At 63.1% G+C, this 24,452-nt stretch carries 22 protein-coding genes; 8 read left to right on the top strand and 14 right to left on the bottom strand.

Features of this window, described 5'->3' with window-relative positions; translation table 11 throughout:
* Window positions 1–16 precede the first annotated feature (16 nt).
* The 6 genes from purM to VMW12_03170 all read left to right on the top strand — a co-directional run bounded on the left by purM (window position 17) and on the right by VMW12_03170 (window position 7,317).
* Window positions 17–1,051, top strand: a complete 1,035-nt coding sequence (purM, locus tag VMW12_03195) for a phosphoribosylformylglycinamidine cyclo-ligase (protein ID HUZ48733.1) — start codon at window positions 17–19, stop codon at window positions 1,049–1,051.
* A 15-nt stretch (window positions 1,052–1,066) separates the two neighbouring features.
* The gene (locus VMW12_03190; protein HUZ48732.1) at window positions 1,067–2,185 is read left to right on the top strand and encodes a GNAT family N-acetyltransferase; all 1,119 of its coding nucleotides are present in this window, start codon (window positions 1,067–1,069) and stop codon (window positions 2,183–2,185) included.
* 15 nt (window positions 2,186–2,200) lie between these two features.
* Complete coding sequence (locus tag VMW12_03185) at window positions 2,201–2,788, top strand: hydrolase (GenBank protein HUZ48731.1); 588 nt, start codon at window positions 2,201–2,203, stop codon at window positions 2,786–2,788.
* Between the two features lie 187 nt (window positions 2,789–2,975).
* Entirely contained in the window at window positions 2,976–3,551 is a 576-nt protein-coding gene (locus VMW12_03180; GenBank protein ID HUZ48730.1) for an IS607 family transposase, read from the top strand.
* Window positions 3,548–4,750, top strand: a complete 1,203-nt coding sequence (locus tag VMW12_03175; GenBank protein HUZ48729.1) for a transposase — start codon at window positions 3,548–3,550, stop codon at window positions 4,748–4,750. Before VMW12_03180 ends, VMW12_03175 begins: the two co-directional genes overlap by 4 nt.
* Window positions 4,751–5,196: 446 nt before the next feature.
* Window positions 5,197–7,317: a hypothetical protein gene (locus VMW12_03170; GenBank protein ID HUZ48728.1), complete on the top strand. Its 2,121-nt coding sequence runs from the start codon at window positions 5,197–5,199 to the stop codon at window positions 7,315–7,317.
* Here the strand turns inward: VMW12_03170 and metX are convergent.
* The 14 genes from metX to VMW12_03100 form a co-directional block, all read right to left on the bottom strand.
* Window positions 7,314–8,324 carry a homoserine O-acetyltransferase gene (gene metX / locus VMW12_03165; GenBank protein ID HUZ48727.1) on the bottom strand — a complete coding sequence of 337 codons (1,011 nt, stop codon included), beginning with the start codon at window positions 8,322–8,324 and terminating at the stop codon, window positions 7,314–7,316. The genes VMW12_03170 and metX overlap by 4 nt on opposite strands.
* Window positions 8,321–9,616: an O-acetylhomoserine aminocarboxypropyltransferase/cysteine synthase family protein gene (locus VMW12_03160; protein HUZ48726.1), complete on the bottom strand. Its 1,296-nt coding sequence runs from the start codon at window positions 9,614–9,616 to the stop codon at window positions 8,321–8,323. Before VMW12_03160 ends, metX begins: the two co-directional genes overlap by 4 nt.
* Window positions 9,613–10,773 (bottom strand): homoserine dehydrogenase, encoded by a 1,161-nt coding sequence (locus VMW12_03155; protein HUZ48725.1) that lies wholly within the window; start codon window positions 10,771–10,773, stop codon window positions 9,613–9,615. Before VMW12_03155 ends, VMW12_03160 begins: the two co-directional genes overlap by 4 nt.
* Before the next feature lie 224 nt (window positions 10,774–10,997).
* Window positions 10,998–11,900, bottom strand: coding sequence for a homoserine kinase (gene thrB, locus VMW12_03150; GenBank protein HUZ48724.1), 903 nt, complete (start codon window positions 11,898–11,900; stop codon window positions 10,998–11,000).
* Window positions 11,887–12,915, bottom strand: a complete 1,029-nt coding sequence (thrC, locus tag VMW12_03145) for a threonine synthase (GenBank protein ID HUZ48723.1) — start codon at window positions 12,913–12,915, stop codon at window positions 11,887–11,889. Before thrC ends, thrB begins: the two co-directional genes overlap by 14 nt.
* A gap of 255 nt (window positions 12,916–13,170) precedes the next feature.
* A complete protein-coding gene (locus VMW12_03140) occupies window positions 13,171–13,857 on the bottom strand; it encodes a hypothetical protein (protein ID HUZ48722.1) in 687 nt (228 codons plus the stop codon).
* Window positions 13,844–15,289, bottom strand: coding sequence for a glycosyltransferase family 87 protein (locus VMW12_03135; GenBank protein ID HUZ48721.1), 1,446 nt, complete (start codon window positions 15,287–15,289; stop codon window positions 13,844–13,846). The genes VMW12_03140 and VMW12_03135 overlap by 14 nt, the downstream gene beginning before the upstream one ends.
* Entirely contained in the window at window positions 15,261–16,367 is a 1,107-nt protein-coding gene (locus tag VMW12_03130) for a glycosyltransferase family 39 protein (GenBank protein ID HUZ48720.1), read from the bottom strand. Before VMW12_03130 ends, VMW12_03135 begins: the two co-directional genes overlap by 29 nt.
* On the bottom strand, window positions 16,364–17,344 hold the full coding sequence (locus tag VMW12_03125; GenBank protein ID HUZ48719.1) for a polysaccharide deacetylase family protein: 981 nt from the start codon (window positions 17,342–17,344) through the stop codon (window positions 16,364–16,366). Before VMW12_03125 ends, VMW12_03130 begins: the two co-directional genes overlap by 4 nt.
* Window positions 17,328–18,668, bottom strand: coding sequence for an NAD(P)/FAD-dependent oxidoreductase (locus tag VMW12_03120; protein ID HUZ48718.1), 1,341 nt, complete (start codon window positions 18,666–18,668; stop codon window positions 17,328–17,330). Before VMW12_03120 ends, VMW12_03125 begins: the two co-directional genes overlap by 17 nt.
* The gene (locus VMW12_03115; GenBank protein ID HUZ48717.1) at window positions 18,668–19,300 is read right to left on the bottom strand and encodes a DapH/DapD/GlmU-related protein; all 633 of its coding nucleotides are present in this window, start codon (window positions 19,298–19,300) and stop codon (window positions 18,668–18,670) included. Before VMW12_03115 ends, VMW12_03120 begins: the two co-directional genes overlap by 1 nt.
* Window positions 19,297–20,331, bottom strand: coding sequence for a Gfo/Idh/MocA family oxidoreductase (locus VMW12_03110; GenBank protein ID HUZ48716.1), 1,035 nt, complete (start codon window positions 20,329–20,331; stop codon window positions 19,297–19,299). The genes VMW12_03115 and VMW12_03110 overlap by 4 nt, the downstream gene beginning before the upstream one ends.
* Window positions 20,324–21,559 (bottom strand): DegT/DnrJ/EryC1/StrS family aminotransferase, encoded by a 1,236-nt coding sequence (locus VMW12_03105; protein HUZ48715.1) that lies wholly within the window; start codon window positions 21,557–21,559, stop codon window positions 20,324–20,326. Before VMW12_03105 ends, VMW12_03110 begins: the two co-directional genes overlap by 8 nt.
* Window positions 21,556–22,494 (bottom strand): glycosyltransferase family 2 protein, encoded by a 939-nt coding sequence (locus tag VMW12_03100; protein ID HUZ48714.1) that lies wholly within the window; start codon window positions 22,492–22,494, stop codon window positions 21,556–21,558. Before VMW12_03100 ends, VMW12_03105 begins: the two co-directional genes overlap by 4 nt.
* Before the next feature lie 195 nt (window positions 22,495–22,689).
* On the opposite strand from VMW12_03100, the gene VMW12_03095 reads away from it, so the two are divergent.
* Window positions 22,690–23,655, top strand: a complete 966-nt coding sequence (locus VMW12_03095) for an ABC transporter ATP-binding protein (GenBank protein HUZ48713.1) — start codon at window positions 22,690–22,692, stop codon at window positions 23,653–23,655.
* Window positions 23,652–24,449, top strand: coding sequence for an ABC transporter permease (locus VMW12_03090; protein HUZ48712.1), 798 nt, complete (start codon window positions 23,652–23,654; stop codon window positions 24,447–24,449). Before VMW12_03095 ends, VMW12_03090 begins: the two co-directional genes overlap by 4 nt.
* The last annotated feature ends 3 nt before the right edge of the window (window positions 24,450–24,452 follow it).

Genomic DNA, 24,452 nt, shown 5'->3' with positions numbered 1-24,452 from the left:
CTGCGCGGGAGGCATAGTGAGCGACCAAAGTCGGAACCTGGATGCATACGCGAAGGCGGGCGTCGATATCGCCGCGGGTAACGAAGCCGTTGCCCGGTATAAGGGCGTCCTCGGCGCGTGGCGTCATCCCGACCAGATGGACGCGATCGGCGGCTTTGGCGGCGTCATGCGCATGCCCGGGGGCGGCGATCGGGCCCTGGTCGCCTCGGCCGACGGGGTCGGGACGAAGATTCTTATTGCGGCCGAATTGGAGCGCTACGACGGCGTCGGCCGCGACCTGGTGAATCACTGCGTCAACGATATTTTGGTAGTGAATGCCACGCCGCTGTTTTTCCTCGATTATCTCGCGGTCGGGAAACTCGATCCGGCGGTCGCCGCCGCGGTGGTCGCGGGGTGCGCCGGCGCATGCCGCGCGCACATGTGCGCGCTGTTAGGCGGAGAGACGGCGGAGATGCCGGGCCTCTACGCGCCGGGGCATTTCGATTTGGCCGGAACGATCGTCGGCACCGTTGAGATCGCGGCGCTCCCCAAACCGGAAACGGTGGAAGCCGGCGATGCGATCGTCGCGCTACCGGCGGTGGGATTGCATACCAACGGCTACTCGCTCGCTCGCAAATTCATCGCACGCGAAGAGTGGGGCGTGCCGTTCGACGGCACGACGTACGGCGACGCGCTGTTGGCCGAACATCCGTCGTATTACAATGCGGTGCGCGCGATCCAAACGGTCGCGCACGTGAAGACGATGTCGCACATCACCGGCGGCGGCTTGCTCGAGAACGTGCCGCGCACCCTGCCGAGTAACGTGAAAGCGATCTTCGAGCAGACGCGCTGGAGCGTACCGCCGATCATGCAAGAGTTGGTGAAACGAGCCGAACTTTCGCACGAGGAGCGTTATCGCACGCTCAACATGGGCGTCGGCTACACGCTGGTCGTCCCGCTCGCCGATGCGGCGAAGGCCGTGGCGGCTGCACCGGGTGCGTTCGTCGCCGGCTGGATCGAAGCGCGGCGTGGCGACGAGCCATCCGTGGTCGTGCACGAAGCGCGCGTATAGCCGCCCTTGCGAGCGATGGTGAACTTAATCGTCGATCTGGACGAACGTTTCGATGCGACGGCGCAGGAGCACGCGATTGCGGCCATCGTCGGCTCGGGTTGCACGTTCGATGAACGGCGAGGCGCCGCGGATGCGACCCTGGCGTGGATCGATGAAACGTTCGGCGGCGCGTGGAGCGGCGAAGCCTACGCCGGGAGCACCGTGGCGGCGCTGCGCGATGGCCGCGCCGTGGGATTCGCAACGTATGCGCCGGAGGGGCTGCGGTATCGATGGCTACGCTGTGTCGCCACCGAACCCGGTGTCGGCATTTTTGGGCCATTCGGCGTGAATGCGAGCGAGCGCGGCGGACCGCTCGGAGGCGCGCTGCTGCAAGCCGCTCTCTGTAGCTTGCGCACGCGCGGATATCGGCGCGCGCTCATTCCAGCGGTGGGTGACGAGCGCTTGCAACGCTACTATGTCGAGCGCGTGGGCGCACGGGTCGTCGAACGTTTCACGCTTCGCGACGGTGGTGAGGAGCGCATTCGCACCATCGTGATGGCGTCGGGTAGCGGGACGAACTTCCAAGCCGTGCTCGAGCGGGTGCGTGCGGGTACGCTCCCGCTGGAAATCGCGGCGCTGGTTTGCAACACGGCCGATGCGTTTGCGATCGAGCGCGCGCGTGTGGCGAAAATTCCGGCCCGCGTGGTCGCCAGGGATCGAGCGAACGAGTCCCGGGCTGCGTACGACGCACGCTTACTCGAGGCAATCGGGAACGAACGGCCGCAGTTGCTGTTGCTGCTCGGATGGATGCATCTGCTGGCCCCCTCATTTCTGGACGCATTTCCGGATACGATCAACGTGCATCCGGCGTACCTGCCGTTCGATGCAACGCGTGACGAGGTAGGGCTTGCCGATGGGTCGTACATCCCGGCGTATCGCGGTGCACGTGCGGTGCGCGATGCGATCGCGGCGGGAAGCGCGTGGAGCGGCGTGAGCGTGCACGTTGTGACGCCGCAGGCCGATAGCGGGCCGATTTTGGTGCGTATGCCGCTGTACATCGAAGGCTTATCGGAAGCCCAGGTGTTGGAGCGCTTGCATACGTTGGAGCACGACCTCGTGCCGCGCGGTATCATGCGCTGGATCTACGAACGGTAAGGAGATAAGGAAGACATGCCCATCACCAAACTCGACCCGAAGACCGCGCTTGTGGCGATCGATCTGCAGCGCGGTATCGTCGCCAGGCCGACGCATCCGGATTCGGCCGGCGTCGTGGCCAACGCAGCTCGGCTCGCGGCGGCGTTTCGCGCGGCCGGATTGCCCGTAGTGCTGGTCCACGTGACGGTTGCGGCGGATCGCAGCGATGCGGTCAAGACGCGCACCGACGAGCCGTCGTCCGGGGCCAAACCGACGCCGGAATTCGCGGAGTTCGTCGATGAACTGGCTCTTGCCCCGAGCGATATCCAGGTGACCAAGCGCCAATGGGGAGCCTTTTACGGGACGGACCTCGATTTACAACTGCGCCGTCGCGGCGTTACCGGGATCGTGCTGTGCGGCATCTCCACCAGCATCGGCGTCGAATCGACGGCTCGCAACGCATGGGAGCATGGCTACAATATCGCCTTTGCTGCGGACGCAATGGCCGACACGCGCCCCGAAGCGCACCAGAACTCGATCGAACGCATCTTCCCACGTATCGGCGAGGTGGGCACCACCGCGGACATCCTCGCAAAACTCGAGGAGCGGGAATCTATAACCTGAGTCCGCATGTCGCTCGCGAGCGAGGTTCGCGGGGCAGGGCGATGGAGGCAGGGCTTCCGCCTGGGTCGAAAATTCGCGGCACATTCGATATCCGCGTTTATTCCCGATCGTCGAAAGGGGCTACGAGCTGTTACTCGATCGATAGGCATATATTGCCAAACGTACGTTCGTATGGTAAGTGTTATTTGTGAAACTCGCTGATTGGGCCAGGCGACAAGGCATCTCCTATACCACCGCTTGGCGGTGGGTAAAGAACGATGCGATGCCGGTCCCTTGGAAGCAACTTGCGGGCGGCACGATCTTGGTCGATGCCCCAATCGACGAGAAACCCTCGGCAATTGCGCTCTATGCTCGCGTTAGCAGCCACGATCAGCGCAACGATCTCGACCGGCAGCTTGCGCGACTCGCAACCTACGCAGCCTCGCACGACCTCCATGTCGTTGAAGCGGTTGCCGAAGTCGGATCGGGGCTCAACGGTAAGCGTCGTAAACTCTTGCGGCTCCTTTCAGATGCGCGTATTAGCGCAATCGTGGTCGAACATCGTGATCGCTTCGCTCGTTTCGGTTCGGAGTATTTGGAAGCTGCGCTTGCCGCATCGGGGCGCCGTCTCATTGTGGTGGATTCCGGCGAGAGGAACGATGATCTGGTGCAGGATATGATCGCGATTTTGACGAGTTTTTGCGCGCGGTTGTACGGGCGTCGTTCGGCTCGCAATCGGGCGATCAGCATTGAGCGCGCATTGGCTCGGGTAGCCCCTGAATGATCGTCTCGCACAGGATTCGCCTGGTACCAACGGCAGCACAAGAAGGCACCTTTCGCCGAGCCTGCGGAACGGCTCGCTTTGCGTATAATTGGGCGCTTGCGGAGTGGCAGCGCGAGTATCGTGCCGGAGGCACTCCAACCGAAGCGTCGTTGCGTAAATCGCTCAATGCACGCAAGGCGAGCGAGTTCCCCTGGATGTACGAGGTCCCAAAGACGGTCGTACAACACGCGATCAAGCATCTCGGTGTAGCATACAAGAACTTCTTTGATGATTGCGCAAGGTTCAAACGTGGTCAGCTCAAAGCTCAACGGATTCGTAGGCCGCGCTTTAAGAAAAAAGGCCGACACGAGGCGTTTCGCGTCGACAACGGCACCGACAAGACGCGTCCGAACGCCGTTTGCGTGGATGGCAAATGCGTGAAGCTCTCCCGCATCGGGTGGGTGCGGATGCGCGAAGAGGTGCGCTTCGCGGGCTCGATTCTCTCGGCGACGATCTCACGGCAGGCTGATGCGTGGTACTGCGTATTCATCGTTGATGTCGGGGATATTCCGGCGGAGGGAACGGCGCGCGGGATCGTTGGCATTGATCTTGGAATCGCTCACCTCGCAACGCTTTCGGATGGTTCGACGCCGATTGAATCGCCGAAACCGCTACGGAGGCTCCTCGGCAAACTCAAGCGACTCAATCGTGCTCTTCATCGGAAGGTTAAGGGTTCGTGCAATCGCGCTAAAGCAAAAACCACGCTCGCGCGGCTTCACGCACGCATTGCCCATATCCGAGCAGACGCGCTGCATAAACTCACGACCGACCTCGTGCAGCGTTTTGGTATCATCGTGATCGAAGACCTCAACGTGCGGGGAATGCTCGCCAATCGGAAACTCTCTCTCGCTATTGCGGACATCGGATTCTTCGAGTTTCGACGACAACTTGAGTATAAGGTGAAGATGTCTGGAGCTTCGCTCATTGTTGCCGATCGTTGGTACCCGTCATCAAAACTGTGCTCGATGTGCGAGGTGAAGAATGAGCATCTGACGCTCGGCGAGCGAAGCTGGGTGTGTTTATCGTGCGGCACGGCCCATGACCGCGATGTGAATGCGGCCCGCAATCTCGCACGATACCCGGAGAGTTGGGCCGGGTCAGCCTGCGGAGCCGAAGGCGCTCGCGAGGCGGCTATCCGCCTCGTGAAACCGGCGGCGTAGAAGCATGGAAGATTTGCCTATGCAAATTACAACGGTGTTTCGTGTCGACGCTTTCGGGATTTCGTCCCTCGTTAGCGCCGTAAGGTGGCTCTTGAGCGGCTTACGCTGTGGTTGAGAAATTCCGAAGAGGCCGCCGGCATTGGTTGCGCTATATTGGTATCGCGAGCGCGGCCGCCGTATGCCTGAGCAATCTTTTTTGGCCCGAACCTGCCGGATTTCGTTTGCCGTATGTGCCTCTATTGGTTTTGATTTGGGCGCTAATTTTTTGGCCCGCTTCCCAAGTGAAGATCGATCAATGGATTGAAAGGTGGGTCGCTTGGCGAAAACAACATGCGGGTTCGAGGGAGGTTGAGAAGATTGAAAGGTGAGTCGCGTTGCATAAACGCTTGAGCGGAAAGCACAAAAAAGACCAACAAAGATAGCCCTCCTGGAACGAAACATAGCCGATGCACTCCCGTAGTATAGGCATGCGTTTCGGTATCGCGGTATGGACCTTGCTGCTACTCTTCGTGGCGTCACAACAGCCGGCTCTTGCGGCATATGCGCCGTCGCTCGCGCTCCCCATGTTAGCGCGCGAACCCTCCATGGACGGCCGGATCGATGCATCGTGGAAGGGGGCCGCACCCCTACGGCTCGGCTACGACTTCACCAATCATCGGCATGCGGAGCAACCCACCGGCGTCTACGTTGCCCAAGACCCCACCGGCCTCGATATCGCTTTCGTCTCGACGCAACGGCAAAGGGTTAAGGCTGCGACCCTTACGAACGGCGCGGCCGTGCTCAACGACGATAACGTCGGCGTCTTCATTTCTCCTCAGGGTACGCAGGGCTTCAGCTATGCGTTCTACGCGAACGCCAAGGGTGCACGCACGCAGACATCCTCCGAAAATACGGCGTACACGCCGTCCTGGACCGCTGCCGGCGATATCGCATCGCCGGGATACACGGTCACCATGCACATCCCGTTCGCGATCGTTCGTTCCAACGGATCCAAGCACTGGAGCGTGCAGTTCGTGCGGTTCAATCTCGCCTCCGACAGCTACGACGTCTGGTCTCATAGCGCGCTCGCAACATCGACGAGCGACGCGACGTTCTTCGGCACGCTCACGGGGGTCGGCGCGCACCTCGCGAAGGGTGCGACCGCTCCCGGGCGTCCCGCCGCACGCTTTCAACCCTACGCGCTCGGCGTTGCGCGTTCGTCTGCGGCGGGCGGCGCGACCTCGCAAATGGGCCTCGACATGGCGATCCCGGTCACCCCCACGGCATCGTTCGTCGGATCTTTCCACCCCGACTATTCCAACGTTGAAACCGATCAGCAGACCATCTCGCCCACGGCATTTCCGCGCCAATACCAAGAGGTGCGCCCGTTTTTTACGCAAGTTGGAAATGCATTTAATGCGACGTTTGGATGTACGAACTGTCCGGAATCGATCTACACGCCTTCGATCCCCACTTTTCGCGAGGGGTACGGCCTGGAAGGCACGCAGGGACCGCTGACCTTCTCCGGATTCGACGCCGTCGGATCGCAACGCACCGATGCTGCCGGTGCGATCGATTTTTCGCACGCTACCGCTCGGAACGACGTTTCCCTGGACGCGCAGCGCATCTCGGTAAACACCCCCGGGTTTACCGACTCGACCACATCGCTCAATGCCGGCTACCTCGATCAACGTAGCCACATGTTTCTCTACGCGAACTACGCGCGCGAAACCGGGACGTTCGTGAGCGACCCGGCCCAGGCGCGCTACGGCGAGATCGGCACGGGGTATAAAGACGCGAATACGGTCTTCGTGGCCGCCCGTCAATATGTCGGGGCGCAGTACAGCCCGGCGGACGGCTACGTCCAGCAGAGCGATATCGGCGGTTATATCGCCTACGCGGAACGTACGCTGCACTTTTCGCGACGTTCTCCGCTCCAAGACATCTCGGTCAGCGCAAACGATAGTCGATACATCAACCATCTTTCGCAGCCGGCACAGAGCAACGCCGGTTATCAGGTGAATTTCGATCTCAAGAACCTGTGGACGCTGCACGTCTTCCAGCAATCCACCTTTGTCCTAACCTCGGCGGCCCAGTATCTCCCGTTCTCGGACGGCAACGGCGCCTTCATCGGGTATAACCAAAACTCGAACTTCCCGCTCGGCCTTGCATACAGCACCGGCGCTTATTACCACGGGCGAGCGACGAGTTGGCAATTCAACGATACGCTGCCGCTGCGTCGCAAGGTGAGCCTCTCGCTCAACCTCAACGAGAACATGTACGCCTCGCAGGACGCAGCCGAACCGTCGTTCCGGCAATGGCTCAATAGCGCGAGCGTCAACTGGCAGTTTTCGCCGGACGCATCGCTCGCGGTCGGCGCGCGACGCATCAATGGTGTGAACCTGCCGTATGCGTTCGCGCCCCCAGTCTTCACGCCGATCTTCGCTGACAATCTCAGCGCCGCGTTCCACTACCTGCGCGGACATAACGAGTTCTATCTCGTCTACGGCGACCCCAACGCCTTGGTCACCACGCCCGCGGTCTACTTCAAATGGATTTTCTACGCCGGCGCGGAGAAGGGCACCTAACCGATCGCAGCGTGTAACTGGGCCGATAGGGCGTGCGGTTCGGCGAGGAAGGCGTCGTGGCCGTGCGGGCTGTCGAGCTCGGTATAGCGCGCCGGGTAGCCGCGCCGTGCGAGGCGGGCGGCGGCGTCGCGAACGTCCTGCGGGCGGAAGAGCCAGTCGGATGATATGCCGACGAAGGTGATCTTCGGCAACGCCGATGTGTCGGCCACGTGGCCGTTGCCGCCATACGACGACGAGTCGTCGAGCCGTACGTCGAAACTGTCCATGGCATGCGTGAGGGTTGCGTAGCTTGCGGCGTCCATGCGCGAGGTGAAGCGGTCGGCCTGCAGTTCGAGATAGCCTTCTATATCGAAACGCGAGGGATCGTTGCGGTCCGGCTTGCGTCCGTGGCGCTCGTTGAGCAGTGCTTCGGATTTATACGTGAGCATCGCGAGCTTGCGCGCGATGCGTAAGCCTCGAACGGGATCGAGCGCTAGACACTCGCGTTGAATGGCGTTGAGAGCGATGCCCATGGCGGAGTGGTGATCGTGTGCGCCGACGACGACCGCCTGCTCCACGCGTTCGGGCGCGTCGATCGCCCATTGCAAGGCTTGCATGCCGCCGAGGGAACCGCCGATGACGACGGCGAGGTGCTCGATGCCGAGTTGCGACAACGTCGCTCGCTGTGCCCGGACGATGTCGCGAACGGTGATGCGCGGAAAATCGGCGCGGTTGCCCGGGCCGGTCGAGCCGTAGCAGCTCCCGAGGGCGTTGATGCCGACGACGCACCATCGTTGCGGATCGTACAGGGCTCCCTCGCCGACGATGCCGGGCCACCAATCGGCGGCGCGGCTGGAGCCGGTGAGCGCGTGCGGAACCAGGACGACGTTCGATGCGCCGGCGTTGGGCGTACCATAGATCGTCACGCGCTGCTCGACGGACGGAAGCGTGGTTCCGCCGTCGAGTTGAAGCGAGCCGATAGCGATCGTGCGTTCGTCGATCGACGTAGCGCCGGAGGAAGTGGTCACGCGAGGGCTTGTTCGAGGTCCGCGATGATGTCCCGGCTATCTTCGATGCCGACCGAGAGGCGAATGGTGGATTCCTCAACGCCGCTCGCGCGCTGCTCGCTCGGCGAGAGTTGCTGATGCGTGGTGCTGGCCGGGTGGATTACCAGGGACTTGGCATCGCCGACGTTCGCCAGCAGCGAGAAGAGCTTGAGCTTATCGATGATGCGTTTGGCATCGGTTGCGTCGCCATTGACGCGGAACGTGAGAATCGCGCTCGCGCCCTTCGGAAGGTATTGTTGCGCGCGCTCGTACGCCGGGTCGCTCTTGAGGCCGGGATACGAAACCGATTCGACGCGCGGATGTGCTGCCAGAAACTCGGCTACCGCGAGCGCGTTGTGGCTGTGGCGTTCGATGCGGATGCCGAGCGTCTCGAGGCCTTGCAGCAACAGCCACGCATTAAACGGCGAGATCGCGGCGCCGATATCCCGCAGCAATTGCACGCGAGCCTTGAGAATATACGCGATGTTGCCGAAGGCTTGCCAATACTGCAGCCCATGATACGACGGATCCGGTTCCGTGAATTCCGGAAAGCGGCCGCTTGCGGCCCAATCGAACGTGCCGCCGTCGACGATCACGCCGCCGATCGCGGTGCCGTGGCCGCCGATGAACTTGGTCGCCGAGTGCACGACGATATCGGCGCCGAAGTCGATCGGTCGCAGCAGGTACGGCGTGGCCAGCGTATTATCGACGATGAGCGGCAGGCCGTGACGGTGCGCGAGATCCGCGTACGTTTCGATATCGAGTACGTCGATCTTCGGGTTGCCGATGGTCTCCGCGAAGATTGCCTTGGTGTTGGGCTTGATCGCGGCTTCGACCGCGAACGGATCGTTAAAATCGACCAGGCTCGTCTCGATGCCGAAGCGTTTGAGGGTGTGCGCAAATACATTATACGTTCCACCGTAGAGCGAGGTGGAGCTGACGATGTGATCGCCGACTTTGGCGAGGTTGAGAATCGCATAGACGACCGCAGCTTGGCCGCTCGCGACCGCGAGGGCCGCAGCGCCGCCTTCGAGCGCGGCGATACGTTGCTCGAGCACATCGGTCGTGGGATTATTGATACGGGTGTAGATGTTGCCGAACTCTTCAAGCGCGAAGAGCTTGCCCGCGTGCTCGGTTGAGTCGAAGAGATACGAGGTGGTTTGATAGATCGGCACCGCGCGCGCTTTGGTGGACGGATCGCCCGAATGGCCGCCGTGGATGGCAATGGTGTCGAAGTGCTGCGGAGCCGCAGCGTTCTCTAGGGTCGTGCTCATGGAAGTGCATCCTCTCCCGGCCATGCGAACGCAAGCGAGGCTTGCGAGGCCGGAGCTTCTAGGAGTGATTCATCCCAACGCGCGTAGCGCGGGAGTTCTGAATGGCGCGGCAGGCGCTCGAAGAGCGGGGCCACGTCGATGGCGGGCGCGAAATCGCGCGCGCTCGTGCGGTGCAGCAAATCGTGGCGCTCCCCGACGGCGCGCAACGTGCCGACCAGATCGCCCAGAATCGCCGAGGCGGTAGCCGGACCGCCCGCGCCCGCGCCGCGTAGCACGAGTTCGCCCGCATCGCGCGAGACGATGCGCACGATGTTCTCCGGCCCGCGCAGGTTGGCGAACGCATGATCCTCGCGCACGAGGACCGGCGCGACCTCGGCATGCACGCCGTCGGCGACGCGCACCGCGGCTGCAACCAGGCGCAGCCGATAGCCGAGCATCTTGGCGCGGGCGATATCGCGTTTGACGATGCCGGCAATGCCAGTGCGGCGGATGCGCGGCGAGATGACCGCGAGGCCAAACGCGAGTTGCACGAGAAGGGCGAGTTTGTGCGCGGCATCGACACCGTCGACGTCGTTGGCGGGATCGGCCTCGGCGTAGCCTGCCGCTTGCGCGGCCGCCAGTGCTTCGTCGTAACTCGCGCCCTCTTCCATCGCGCAGAGAATATACGTGCAGGTTCCGTTGACGACGCCGCACAGCGAGCGAACCTCGTCGCCCGCGAGCGCATCGGCAAGGGTGCGTACGATCGGAATGGCGCCGCAGGCGGCGGCTTCGTAGCGCAGGGCGACGCCGCGCAGCGCGGCGAGCGCGTGTAAACGGGGGCCTTGCGTGGCGATGAGATCCTTGTTGGCGCTAATCACGTGGCGACCGCGATCGAGGGCGCGTTCGACGAAGTCGGCAGCGTCGGCGGTACCGCCGATGCACTCGATCACGAGATCGACGTGCGGATCTTCGACCAGGGCGCGAGCGTCGCGGGTGAAGAGCCGCGTCTCGACGCCGGCGGGACGCAGCTTATCCTCGTCGCGAATTGCGATGCCGCGCAGGTGGAAACGGACGCCGCTGCGCCGCTCGATCGCATCGCGCTCGCGCACGAGCCGTTCGGCAACGCTGCTGCCGACCGTTCCGCATCCGAGTAGGCCGATGCCTACGCTCAATTCCATTCCTCTATGCCTCCTGATGAGATGGGAAAGCGAGGAAAAAACACAACGCCCCTCGCCTGATCGGCGAGGGGCGTTGTGAGAAGCTTTCGGTTGTTGGTGTTGCTTACCGTTCGCTACGCACGACGATCCCCGCCGCATGCTTCTTGCATGCCGCACATGGGACAAATCATGGTGGTCGGGCGGGTAAACATTGGAGCGACCTTACCACGGGCGAAAACATCGCGTCAAGCCCCGGGGCCGTATGCGAGGCCCCGCGCGCCGAGCGCGAGGGGCAGCGTCTGCACGGCCACGCCCGCTGCCTCGAAGCAACCGGCGATGCGGGCGGCGATGCCTTCCCAGGCGGCGCCGCGGCGCAGCATCGCGATGACGCTCGGGCCCGCGCCCGAGAGCGCGACGCCGAGCAGCGAGCGCGAGCGGATATCGAGCGCTTGCGCGAGCCCGGGAATGTGCGGTGCGCGGTACGGTTGATGGAGGCGATCGCGCATCGCCTCGCGGAGCGCGCCCCATTCGCCCGACGCAAGCGCCGCGCCGAGCAGGGCGGCGCGCTGAGCGGTGAAGACGACGTCGCAGCGATCGTAGCGCTCGGGCAGCAGCGCGCGAGCCTGCTCGGTGGAGAGCGCGCAGTCGGGCACCAGAAGCACCGCGCGCAACGCGCCCATCGTGCGTACGCGCACGAACGACCGCGCATCGCCGGACGCAGCGATAACGGCCCCGCCAAAGACGGCAGGCAAAGCGTTGTCGGGGTGCCCTTCGATCGCACACACGTGCTGCGCGATGTCGTTGCGCGAGAGTGCGATCCCACCGGCGCGCGCGGCGATCGCGATACCGAGTACCGCGGCCGCGGCGCTCGAACCCAGGCCCTTACCCAGCGGAATCGCGTTGTCGACGACGATGCGCGCGCGCGGCAGCTCCGGGACGACGCGCAGCATGGCGGTAAGCATCGCATCGCGATAGCCGTCGTGCGTGGGAGCGTTCGGCCCCTCGACGAAATCGAGCGCAAAGCGGCGCGCCGGTGCGGCCTGCGCGCGAATGCGCAGACCGAGCGCGAGGCCGACGGCATCGAAACCGGGCCCGAGGTTCGCGCTCGTCGCGGGGACGCTCAGCGAAAAGGCGTCAAACCGCGGCATGCTGCACCGCGCCGACGTCCTTGAGCACGTGCCCGGTGAGAACGGCGACGACGTCGGCGTCGGGCGCGACCCGGCCTTGCTCGCGCAGGATGCGCAACCCCGCAAGCGATGCGGCGGAAGCGGGCTCGCAGCCGATCCCCTCGCGACCGATCTGCGCCTTTGCCGCGAAGATCGCCTCGTCACTCGCGACCAATTCGATGCCGTCGCTCTCGCGCAACTCTCGCGACGCTTTCTCTCGCGACTGCGGGTTGCCGACGGCGATGGCGGTTGCGCGCGTCTGGGTGCCGGCGTCGGCGCGAACGAGCGCCAGGCGCGGCAGGCGATCGATCAAACGCAATTCCAGCGCTTCGCGAAAGCCGCGTCCGATCGCGCTGATGTTGCCGAGATTCCCGCCCGGAAGCACGACCCAATCGGGGACGTGCCAGCCGCGCTGTTCGAGGATGGAGAAGGCGGCGCACTTTTGGCCTTCGAGGCGGAACGGGTTGGTGGAGTTGACGATCTGCAACGCGCCGTCGGCTATGCGATCAAGCTGCGCGAAAGCGTCGTCGAACGATCCCTCCACTTCTACGATGCGCGCGCCGTATTCGAGCATTTGCGCGAGTTTGGCCTGCGTTACGCGGCCGCGAGGTACGAGCGCATGTGCTTCCAGTCCGGCGCGCGCCGCGTAAGCGGCCATCGACGAGGCGGTGTTGCCGGTACTCGCGGCGACGACGCCGCGCATCCCGGCGGCTTTGGCGGCAGAGACGGCGACGGTCATGCCGAGGTCCTTGAACGAGCCGGTCGGGTTCATGCCCAGATGCAGGTACGCGAGGCGATCGACGCCCGCGTACGAAGCGCCGCTCGGCGCATCGTAGAGCGGCATATTGCCTTCGGCGAGCGAGACGATCGACGCCGGGTCGATCGGCGGCAAGAGTTCGCGATAACGCCACACGCCGCTCGCGAAGAGCGGTTCGTACGAGGCGCGCCGTTCGCGCAGGATGCGTTTGTATCCGAGGGGGTCGAGTCGTCGTTCCATCGTCGTGCTCCGGCTAGAAAATGCAAAGAGCCCCGCGCCATTCGGCGCGGGGCTCGTACGAGTGCTTACCTTGCTCTGCTCTTACGTCAACCCAACACCGAACCGCCCACCAGTCGTAGTGGTGGTAGTCGTCGTGGTCGTCGTCGTCACGGAGGACGCAAACAGCATCATGGTGCTTCCGAGATTAACAGCTTGGCCCCCAATGCGTCAAGCGGTGTGATGCGATCTTAACTTAGGGCACGGTTCGATGCGCGTTCAGACCGACGTTTCGAGCAGGGTGAAGTGTCGCTCTTGAAGTGCGTGGATCGCCCACACGCCGGCCGGCACGACCATCGCGTTGGTCGCTAAGTTTGCCGTTAACTGCGCATATACTGCGCTCGGCGTCGTATGCAGCGTCTTTGCCGCGGATGTTGCGAAGCTGCGCATCGCGTTGTTGCAAATATACGTCCGCAGCCCGCAGTCGGCGACCAGCGATCCGAGCGACCAATCGTGCGCTTGCTTCGCGTGCAGATAGGGGTTGCCGCCCCCGCGGCGTGCCGCGGCGAATGCGGCACGAACGGCAGGCGGGTAGGACGCCATCGCCGGAAGGAAGAGCTCGTTCCAGGCCGCGTCGTTGAATCCGAGCGCAATCGAAACGCCGTGGTAGAGTACGGCGACCGGCAGAATCTGCTCGTAGCCGACATCTAAGAAGTCGCGATAGGCGTCCAGCGTGTTCCGGATCGCGACGAAGATCGTTCCGCCATCGAGCGGTACCGCACTGAAGAGGTGTCGATGCGCCGCCGCTTTCGAAAGCGTCGCGTCGAACGTGGCTACGTCGAACTTCAGCTTTGGGAGCACCTCGTGGAGATCGGCTGCGGATTGCGGAGGTGGTGCGGCGGCAGCGATCTGCGGCGCGAGCGCCGCCAGCGATGCGACCGCCAGAAAATGTTTACGCGTGTGCATGGGGCGCCTCCGATCGGATCGACATGTGGTGGACTTCCAGCCTGTCGGGCTTTTCACGCACGACGAGTAGCACGCCGACGAGAAGCGCTCCCCATGCAACGGCCTTTGGTACGAGCACGCGCGGTCCCGACGCGATCAAGAGCGTATGGGCTCGCAAGAATGCACCCCAGCTCGCCGCAGAGATCGCGTGCGAGCCGACCGTGACATGATCGAAGGTCGCGCCCGCATGCAGCGGAAGTATGCGTAAGGCGAGCAGCACCATAGCGCAGCCGGCTGCCGTTCCAAGCGCCGCCGCGGCGCTATGCAGCAACGGGCGACGCACGGCAAAGAACGCGAAGAGGGCGATCGTTACGACCGAGGCAGCCCCCAGCACGCTATCACCGATGCAGGCATACCAGGGTACCGCAACGATTGCCGCGAGCCAAAGCCAACGCACCCCGCCGCCCGTCGCCCCCAGCGCCGCCAGCGGCGCGACGAGTGCGACGCAGAATTCGATATCGTGCAGAAACGGCGTTGCCAGCAGCGCGACGCTTACCGGAATCGCTACGCACAACGCGGCATCGCCGGTACGTTTCCACGCGCGTGCGGCGGCAGCCAGCCCGAGCGCGATGGCGACGATGTAGAGCACCGTTGCGATCGGCAATGCGAGGCTTGATGGGAGGCCGCCTTGATGCAACAGCCACGACATTCCGTATTGATCCGCCGCGAGCAGTTCGGCGTGCGCCATTGCGGGCAGGAGGTCGCGAGCGTATTCGATGCCGGTCGATATGCCAAGGACGGCGAAATGGAGGGCCGCCAGGCCTGCGATGCCGATGCCCAGCAGCCATCGCGCGCGCGGCGCGAAGACCGCGAGGCTCACCACAACGGGCAAGCCGACGTGCGGCTCGATCATCGCCAGGAGCGCGGGCACGACGGCCCACCGCTCGCGGCCGGTGCGCAGCAGGAACGCCGTTGCAGCAACGCATGCGAGCAGTATGCCGCCGATCTGTCCCGGACGAACGTTCAGCAGCCCCACCGGCACGATGCAGAGCGCGAACACGGCGAGCGGGCGCAATCCGGAGAGTTTCGTCAGCAAAACGACCGCGCTGCCGAACGCCGCACACAGGAGTAACAGCCAGAGCAGCTTCGCCGTCGCAAACGGGAGCCGCGAGAGGAGCGTAAACATCGGTAAGACATAACCGGGCGATGCGGCCGGCTCGGCGTAGCCTTCGAGGTAGCCGGTCTCCCAGACGCTTCGTTCGCACGTTCGCAGCGGCTCTACGCGATACGGGTCGGCGTGAGCGGAAACAGCTTGGCCGGCACAGTAGAAAATGCCGAAATCGGTGGCCGGATACGGCCGCAGTGCAAAGGCCGCGAACAAGGCGATCGCGCCCAAAAAACCCACCGCAATCGTTGCGAGGCCGTTACGCCGCAGCACGAACGCGTCCCTCACCGACAGCCATCGCGAGGCCGATGCAGAGGATCGGCAGTAACGGCACCAAGATGACGCGCGTCGCGTCACCGACGATCGGATCGACGAGTGCCGTGACGAGCGACGAAAGCATTGCGCCGACACAGAGGGCGCCGTCAGCATCCATTCGGCGTTGCCAAAGCGCAGGAACGGCAACGACCGGAGCGAGCAGCGCGAGCGCTGCGGCGGCGAACGTCGCTAGGACCGCAACGACGCGCGCGGCATACCACATCGCAAACGGCCCGTGATTGAGGTAATGGCTGCCGGCGCGCAGTCCTTGCATGATGCCGATCATGCTGGGGCTACCGGACCGAGCTCCGAGGACGACCAGCAAGACGCAGAGCGCGAATGCGATCGCGCCGAGTTTGATCGCGGCCGCCACGAATCGAGCACGGTGTTGTCGCAGGCCCGCCAACAGTAATACGGCCGCGCAAGCGAGCGGGATATAGGCGATCGGGCGCGTGAGCGACATCAGCGTCGCGAATGTTGCGTATCCAAGCAACCACGGTACGCTTCCGGACTTCGCGAAACGAAGCATCGACCATAACGTTCCGAGCCAAAAGAACGTGGCCAGCATGTCGGTGAGGGCTCCGCTCGCGAGCAACTGCACTTCCGGGACCAGGGCAAAGCCGAAGGCCAGAAGCGCCGCTGCTTCCGGCCCGGTATATTCCAGCAGCAAGAGAAAGAGCAGCAGCACGCATCCAACGAGCGATGCCTCCGATACCAGCAGCAGCGCTTGCATGCCGTAGTGAGGCCAAAGCCAAGAGGCGATGCGCGGATAGAGCAGTCGCGGGGCGAAGAGCTGCCAATATTGTGGATATGCGGTCTTCAGATACGGAGCGGTCTCGCTATTGGTTGCCGGAGGCTTGTCGGCGTAAAAGCGCTGGGATACGTGCCGCGCCCGCGCATAGGGAACCCCGGCGTCCATCTGCATCATAATGGCATACGTGTATCCGTCGAAGGACCAATTCGGTTTCGTCTGCGTGACGCGACCGACGAACATCGAGGTAAGAAGAACCAGCAGCACGCCGTAGACGACGCTGCGCGGTAGAGGGCTCAAACCACGTTGCCGATCGAAACGCCTGCATCATTGGTCGCCAGGCCTGCAGATTGGAGTACGCGCTCCGCGTGGTCGATCATGGTGCCGACGCGAAAACGGCGTCGATACAACGCTATGAAGCGTGAAACGGTTTCGATTTTGCGATCCGCAGGCGTGCTCATTCCCGGGAAGAAGCGCAAATCGTCCAAGCCGTCGTCGCTTCCCATGAAATCGAGTGGATGGAGCAGGAGCGACGGCTCGACCCCGGAGATCCGGCACAAGTTCAGGGCAAAGGCGAAATACGCGTCGGCTAGGCGCGGCGAGACGGCATCGAGATAGAGCAGGTAGCTGCAATGGATCGGCGTCCGGACAACCGGCATGGTCGTGACCGGAATCTCGGCGATCGCTCCGCGTGACGTGCGAACCAGGTGAGCGGCGTTGCGCTTGAAACCATCGGTAAAATGGCCGAACAGCGAGTGGCGCTCCTGCCGTTCTTCGGGCGAAAGATCCGCGTGGCGAAAGTAATACCATCGAGAGAGCGGCCCGATAAATGTGGGCAGGTGGGACGCGTCATAGACGTACCGGCCGTCCACCAAGGCGTCCAGTAACGTCTGTGACGTTGCGAACCCCGGTCCGCGAAATCCACGAGGTTCGCGGCCGGTGGCATCGGCAATCGCGGCGTGAGCCCGGTCGAGCTCGTCGCGTACCGCCCGATACTCGGCGTGCGCGATCCACGGCTCGTGATCGAACGAATGATTCCCGATCTCGTGCCCAGCCCGCGCAATCGACGCGAGGCTCTCGCGATTCTTCTCGAGCGCCGCGTCTTGGCCGACGACGAACACCGTAATGGTGAGATCGCGCTGCGCGAGAAAGTCCAGCACGCGCGGAACGACGCGATCGAGATACGAAGGGAACGTCTGCCAACTGGTCCCGCCGTGAATTTTGAGATACGACCACGCGTTGTCGAGGTCGAGCGAGAGGCTAGCATACGGCTTCATAGCGCGCCTCCGCTTGGCCGGTGGGGCACCCGGCGACCGCGTCCGCGGCCTGCATCGCGATGCCGATCGTCTCGTTCACGTTGAGCGTCCCGCTCAGAATTTGGCTTGAGTTCGCAAGAAAGAGGCCTGGAACCGAGGTCCGCATGGGCAGAACGCGGCGCGCCGAGCCGACCTCGGGTAGGGCGAAGACGTACGGGGCTCGGGATATGCGTAGCGCTCGGATCTGCGACGGATCGAACGTTCGATGCATGCGTTGAAGACCGAGCACGAAGGACTCCTGAATCGATGCATCGTTCATCAGATAGAACGGCGATCGAGCATCGACGTAGCGCGGGAGGTATACGAGCGAGTGTCCGCCGAGCGTGTCGCGATCGACGAGTGCCGTCATCTCGATCGCGCCGGTAAACGGAATGCGCGAATCGGCGATGTTGGTGATGTAGGCGTTGCCTAGCGGCCGGTCGAGCAAGAGGGATGCGCAGACGATACCATGGTAACGGATCGAGCGTAAGCGCAGCAGTTCGTCCGGCGGAAGTGCGTCGCAGATACGCGCGGCAATCGGGGTCGGCACCGTTACGACAACGCGGTCGAAGGTCTCTGAAGCGGAATCGTACGCTATCGCCAGGCCGGCGCCCGACCTGCGGATCGCGGTGACATCGACACCGGTCTTAAACCGGACGCCGGCCTCGGCGAGACGCTTGGTGAGGCGATCGACGATCGTTGCGTAACCGCCTTCAACGTAGCCGAATTCCTCGCGTTGCTGGGAGTTCTTTCTGGCGCCGAACAACCGCGCGATCGTTGCGTGGATAAACGACGCGGAGGCCTGCGCGTAGGCGTCACCGAGTTTTGCTCGCAGGAGCGGCTGCCACAAACGCTCGTAGAGCTTCGCACCGAATACCTTGCGAAGCCACTCCTCTGCCGTGATCGCATCGAGATGTTCGAGGTCGCGCTCGCGCGTTGCCTTCAGGATGCCTAGGCCCAGTCGTACTTTGTCGACCGGTCCCACGGCCGGAAATGCCACGAAGTCGGCGAGGGTTGAAAACGGATGAATCCGGCCATCGATAAAGAACGCGCTTCCGACGCTTTTCCAACGTAATGCCGACGTAAGATCGAGTTCGTCGAGCAGCGCCAAGAGCCGCACGTCGGAACGCAGGATGACGTGGTAGTAGCGGTCCCACGTGGTGCCGCCGATCTCCCAAGGAGCGGCAAGGCCGCCGACGCTGGGCGAGCGCTCGAAAATGGTGACCGAGCGGCCTTCGCGAGCCAAACGCAGGGCCAGCGTCATGCCCAGCATCCCGCCACCTACGACTGCGACGCGCTGCGACATCAGCGTTCGACGACCGTGCCGCGACGAACCGCGTACTTGCGCGCGCACGACGTACAGGTGACGTCGGCATGGCAGTCGGCCGGCTCCTTGCCGAAGCGGCAGAGAACTTCGCCGCAACGGCACACCACCCCGACAGAACGCGCCGGGCTACCCAGGACGAGGTGAAAATCCGGGACGCTCTTGGTGACGAGCGATCCCATGCCGACCATTGCAAACCGTCCGACCGTCAAGTCGTTGCCGATCGTACACCCGGCGCCGATGGTCGCACCATCGCGTACCAGCGTCGGGAGTGTGGCCTCGTCGGGGTCGCTCGATCGCAAGGACTGAAGATCCGCCGTCGTTGCGCGCGGAAAGCGATCGTTGGTAAACACCGTTCCCGCGCTGATCATGACGCCGTCCTCGAGCGTCACGGCGGTGCACACGTAGACCATCGCATTGAGTTTGCAACGGTTGCCGATGCGCACGTCGTAGGCGATGTAGGTGTTCTCTCCGACGATGCACTCTTGGCCCAGGGTCGTGCCGTGGCGGATGTGGGCGCCGTTCCAAATCGCCGTACCCTCCCCGATCCGCACATCCTCCTCGATGATGGCGGTGGGGTGAATGCGAACGCTCGGTAGCGTTGCGACGCTCATTGCGCCACCGCAGCGCGTAGCGCTTCCACCCGACGCGGTGAGGAACCCACGGCAACCCACGAACCGCTGGCAAGCGACGCGTATGCGGATTCCACGGCTTCAACCGATGCAATCGCGTCCGCCGGCGAAACTTCGACCGGTTCTGAGCCGCGGATCGCCTGAGCGAAATTACGCTGCAGTTTTGTGAAGGATTCGAGCTTCTTATAGCCCGCGCCGATCGCGCGCCACTGCGGATCGGATTTCAGTCGCATGCGGCTCTGAGCCCATCCGATCTCGAGCGTTGCCTCCGAGCCGTGAATGCGCAAGAAGTGCCCGAGAGCTTTGTCGATGCTCCACGAAAGGTCGCTGGTGGCCAATGCACCGCTTCGCGTGCGTACCATGAGGGTCGCCGTATCCTCGACGGCGAGGTTTTGGTAGCGTCGTAGTTCTTGCGCGCGTACTTCGTGGATCGGTCCCAAGAGATAGCGAAACATGTCCAGGGCATGCGTGCCGTTGTCCACGATCACGCCGCCCCCCGAAATCTCGGGGTTGCTGTTCCACCGGGAGCCCATGTCGAGGGATGACGTAAAGGCGTTCTCGACGAGCAGAAGCTCGCCGAGTCGTCCATCGCTTATGAGTTGTCGAGCAGTTCTGATGTCGTCGACAAAGCGGAACTTCGAGGCCATGCTGAGGATGACGCCGCGATCCTGAGCAGCGGAAAACATGGCACGCGCGGAGGTTGCGTCGAGCGCTAGCGGTTTTTCGCAGAGGACGTGTAAGCCGCGAGAAGCGGCAAACTCCGCGATTAGACGATGCGTGTTGGGCGGGGTCGCCACGATGACGCCGTCGAGTTCCTCCGTGGCGATCAAGGCAGGAACCGAACTGTACGCGCGCGCCCCGTATCGCGTCTCGAACTCCGCAGCCGCAGTTGGACGCTCGTCGCAAACCGCGACGATGTCGAGGCAGTCGGACGTTTTTGCGGCTTCGACGTGGGTGGCGCCGATCGCCCCCGCCCCGACGAGCGCCAATCTGATGCGATCGCTCTTAGCCACGTTGAACCGTGAGTTCCTGTGCGGTGCTCGCAACCGCATCGGCTACATAACGCACGTGCTCCTGGGTATAACGCTCGTTGATCGGCAGCACCAGAACGTGGGCGAGCCCTTCGATCGTTCCCGGGAAGCGCTCGATACGATAGTCCACCGCCTCCGCTCGAGCGATCGAAAACGGGAATTCGCTCTTTCCGAAGGTGCGGCGTTTTTGGAAGACTTCACACATGAACGACGGCTTTTGGATATAGCGCGGTGCCGAGGTTACGTTGGAGTCGCGAAGGAGTTTTGCGAATGCGGGCGGCCCGCCGGGATAGACTTTCTCGTCGATGCGGATCGCGTATTTCCAGTAGGTATGAACGCCTGCCGCCGGCACGACCGGGGTCCCGATGCCGGGCACGAGCCGGAGTCGTTCGGTCAGCTCTGCCGCACGCTCGCGGCGCACCGCGATGTTGCGATCGAGCTTCTGCATCTGGGCGTATGCCACGGCTCCCTGCAACTCGGATAAGCGATAATTAAGCGCCAGGAAATAATGGTCGGGATTCGGATCGCCGTAGCCCCATGCTTTATTGATGAAGAGGTACATACGCCGTGCGACGTCGTCGTCGTCGGTTACCACGATGCCGCCCTCGCCGCACGTGATGTGCTTGCCCTGCTGGAGGCTAAAGCAGCCGATCGTTCCAAACGTGCCGACATGACGCTTCGCATAGGTCGTCCCATAGGCTTGCGCGCAGTCTTCGATGAGCGGGATGCCACGTTCTTGTGCGAGCGCGACGATCGCCTCCATCTCACAGGGGTTCCCGAAGAGATGCGTCACGATGATGGCCCGCGTGCGCTCCGAAATCGCCGCCTCAATCGTCCCGGCGGTCACATTGCACGTGAGCGGGTCGACATCGGCGAAGACGGGGATCGCCGCCTGGTACAAAATTGGAGAGAGCGCCCCCATGTCGGTGATGGGAGTGGTGACAACTTCGTCGCCCGGCTCTAAATCGAGGGCGGCGATGGCGACGTGTATGGCCGCGCTTCCGGACGCGCACGCAAACGCATGTTTTGCCCCGATTCTGCGAGCGAAGTCTTTCTCCAGACGCGCTACGAAGGTTCCTTTCGTGCTCGTCAAGGTGCCCGACGCGAGAACCTGGTCTAAGGCTTCGCGCTCTTCGGGCCCAAACGATCTGCCGGAGGCATCCTGGTCGTTGGGCAACGCGAGGGATGTGATTGCTGGTGCTGGGATCATCGTGTGCATGAAGTTCTCCGTAAGCGTGACGTGGTTGAGCGGCGTTTGAATGCGAAGTCGCCTAATTGAGCCGTGAGGATGAGCAGGCTGCCGTATTGGACCACCAGTGTTATTGCGGTGACGAGTGCGAGCGTTTGCGGTGGCGTTCGGGCCAGGAGCGCGACGCCGACAACCACAGGAAGCAGTCCCGGAATGAGGCCCGGGATCGCGAAAAGCAAGGACGGCCGGGCCTTGATCCCGGCCTCTAACACGCGCGCGATATGGCGCGCTATGCGCAGCGGACGCATCCGCTGCGCGCGGGCATCCGGTTGCGCGGACCAGTCGAGCACCGCCGGAACTTCGACGACGTTCGCCCCATTTTTAAGCGCGGCGAAGAGCAGACCGAAGGTTCCCTCATGGACAATACCGGGTGCGTACAGGCTGCGCAGCACATCGGCTCTATACGCGCGTACCATGCAAGTGAGCGTGGCGAAGCGTCCCCGAACCGCCAGAGAAAGATAGCGGTTGGCGTTCCGGCTCAAGAACGATCGCAGCCGGGGGACGCCGATCGAACGGCCGGCTTGCGCATATGCCGAGGCGACGGCGACGGCAGCCCCATGGCTTTCGAGGGCGTCGACGAGCGCTCCGATCGTGGCCGGCGTATAGGTGAGATCGGCATCGAAAGTGACGATAACGTCCCCCGAAGCTGCCGCGAACCCGGTCGCCAGCGCGGCATCGAGCCCCCGGTTAACCGGATGCGTGACGATCTCCAGGGAAGAGCAGGCTTGCCGCGCACGACGCAAGACATCGGGCGTCCCGTCGTTGCTGCCGTCGTCGACCGCGAGAATTTCATACGAACGCTGCCCGCCGCAGAATGCAGCCAGGTAGTCGTCGATCGACGTTATGTGCGCGTCGAGATGCTCCGCCTCATTGTAGATCGGAACGACAACGCTCAACCGATTCCCCATGGCATTATTGTAAGCAAGCGCGATTTCGGGCGCATGGGTAGATCGGGGCAAAAACCGCGAGAAGAGTGCCTACGCAGAGCGGGCATTTCGGCATTTTACGAGGGGAGGGGTGGCTTTCGGCCCCACCCGGGCGGAGCCGGTTACATCTAGGTCGCGGCCGCGTCGTCCGGTAGTATGGCTGTTGTGGAAACCGACGCGATCGTCGTACGCAAGGTCGGAAAAACCTTTGCCGGCAAACGCAGCAACATTATAAAATCGGCGACGTTTACCGTGCAACGAGCGACCGTGTTCGGCATCGTCGGGGCGAACGGCGCGGGGAAAACGACCCTTCTTAAGATGTTGGCAACCCTAACGATACCAAGCCACGGCGAAATACTGATCGACGGGATCGACGCACGCCGCGAGCCGCAGCGCGTTCGCCGGCTCATCGGCGTAGCGCTTGCGGACGATCGATCCTTTTACTATCGTTTGAGCGGCCGGCAGAACCTGGAGTTTTTCGGGAACCTGGCTGGATTGCGAGGGCGCGCCCTCGCAATCCGCATCGACACCGTCGTCGATCGGGTCGATCTCGCGGAGAGCATCGATCGTCATTATGCGACCTATTCGACCGGCATGCGACACCGTCTGGTGATGGCGCGTGCGTTGCTCGGAGACGCCCCGATTCTGATCCTCGACGAGCCGACCCGCGCGGTAGATCCCGCGCACGCGATGGAGATGCGCAGCTTGGTACGCGATGAGCTCTGCCATGCTGCGGGAAAGACGATCGTCATCGCAACGAACTCCCTGGAAGAGGCGTGGAGCACGTGCGATCGGATCGGCGTCATCCGCGATGGGCACATCCAAGGGGGCGAGACCCCGGAGCAGCTCCAGGCGGCGATCGCATCGGCATCCCGCGTCCGCATTCGCTTAACGTCCTACGACGCGCGGCTGTTGACGGCGTTGACGGCGTGCGACGGAGTTCTCGACTGTAGGAGTTCAGCAAAGGATGCCGCCGACGCGGAACTCGAGGTAACGCTCGCCCAAGGGGCCGGTCTCAACCCCATTTTACGCACCCTCGTAGAAGCCGGCGTCGGCGTGCGCAGCGTAGAATCGCTCTCGCAATCGCGAGGCGCCGCGTTCTCGGCCATGACCCGGAGCGAGCGCTCATGAGCCGATGTTGGGCTTTTTTCGTCCGCGATATCCGCCTGACGATCGCTTATCCGCTCAACTTCGCGATGCAATGGGTGAGCATCGTCATCGCGGTGTTCAGCACGTGGTGCATCTCAAAATTGGTCCCGAACTCGATGGCGCTCGGGCTCCACAGCCGTGGCTCGTACTTTGAATACGCGGTGGTGAACCTCGCGTTCTTCTCCGTGATGCAGACGTCGATGCAGAGTGTCGAGCGAGCGATCCGTAACGATCAAGTGCTGGGGACGCTCGAAGCGATCCTCACCTCCGTGACGAGCGGCGCGACGTTGATCTTCTCATCGATGGCGTGGCCGCTCGTCTTTACGGTCCTTCAAGTTGCGTGGTATCTGCTGCTGGGGACCTTGCTTTTTGGGCTCAATATTGGGCATGCGAACGTTTCCGTTGCGCTCGTATGCTTGGCGTTGATCGTTACGTCGACGTTACCTTTGGGCATTCTCAGCGCGGCGGCGACGCTGCGTTACAAGCAGATAGGCCCGGCTAATTTCTTCGTCGGTGGGGCATCGTCGCTGCTCAGCGGCGTGCTCTTCCCAACGACGCTCCTTCCAAAGCCGCTGCAGTGGGTTTCGTGGCTGCTCCCCATCACCCACGGGCTCCAAGCCGTGCGAGCGGCCCTGGCCGGTGCCACCTTGGGAAGCGTGCGTTTCGATATCGTGTGGCTGGCATTGGCAAGTGCGATATTGATTCCACTTTCACTCCTCGTGTTCGTACGCGCGCTCGAGCGCGAGCGGCGGAACGGGTCGTTAGCGCACTACTAAAGG

The sequence above is a fragment of the Candidatus Dormiibacterota bacterium genome (genome assembly GCA_035532835.1).
GTDB lineage: Bacteria > Vulcanimicrobiota > Vulcanimicrobiia > Vulcanimicrobiales > Vulcanimicrobiaceae > DAHUXY01.
Note: the sequence above shows the minus strand (reverse complement) of the source record. Positions and strands in the feature narration are given on the sequence as shown.

Bases quoted from the DNA above. Each gene is read 5' to 3' on its own strand.
- VMW12_03090 (HUZ48712.1), top strand. From the start codon at position 23,652: ATGAGCCGATGTTGGGCTTTTTTCGTCCGCGATATCCGCCTGACGATC.
- VMW12_03170 (HUZ48728.1), top strand. From the start codon at position 5,197: ATGCACTCCCGTAGTATAGGCATGCGTTTCGGTATCGCGGTATGGACC.
- VMW12_03175 (HUZ48729.1), top strand. From the start codon at position 3,548: ATGATCGTCTCGCACAGGATTCGCCTGGTACCAACGGCAGCACAAGAA.
- VMW12_03155 (HUZ48725.1), bottom strand. From the start codon at position 10,773: ATGGAATTGAGCGTAGGCATCGGCCTACTCGGATGCGGAACGGTCGGC.
- VMW12_03125 (HUZ48719.1), bottom strand. From the start codon at position 17,344: ATGAAGCCGTATGCTAGCCTCTCGCTCGACCTCGACAACGCGTGGTCG.
- VMW12_03105 (HUZ48715.1), bottom strand. From the start codon at position 21,559: ATGATCCCAGCACCAGCAATCACATCCCTCGCGTTGCCCAACGACCAG.
- VMW12_03140 (HUZ48722.1), bottom strand. From the start codon at position 13,857: ATGCACACGCGTAAACATTTTCTGGCGGTCGCATCGCTGGCGGCGCTC.
- VMW12_03160 (HUZ48726.1), bottom strand. From the start codon at position 9,616: ATGAGCACGACCCTAGAGAACGCTGCGGCTCCGCAGCACTTCGACACC.
- thrB (HUZ48724.1), bottom strand. From the start codon at position 11,900: ATGCCGCGGTTTGACGCCTTTTCGCTGAGCGTCCCCGCGACGAGCGCG.
- VMW12_03115 (HUZ48717.1), bottom strand. From the start codon at position 19,300: ATGAGCGTCGCAACGCTACCGAGCGTTCGCATTCACCCCACCGCCATC.
- thrC (HUZ48723.1), bottom strand. From the start codon at position 12,915: ATGGAACGACGACTCGACCCCCTCGGATACAAACGCATCCTGCGCGAA.
- VMW12_03120 (HUZ48718.1), bottom strand. From the start codon at position 18,668: ATGTCGCAGCGCGTCGCAGTCGTAGGTGGCGGGATGCTGGGCATGACG.
- VMW12_03185 (HUZ48731.1), top strand. From the start codon at position 2,201: ATGCCCATCACCAAACTCGACCCGAAGACCGCGCTTGTGGCGATCGAT.
- VMW12_03190 (HUZ48732.1), top strand. From the start codon at position 1,067: ATGGTGAACTTAATCGTCGATCTGGACGAACGTTTCGATGCGACGGCG.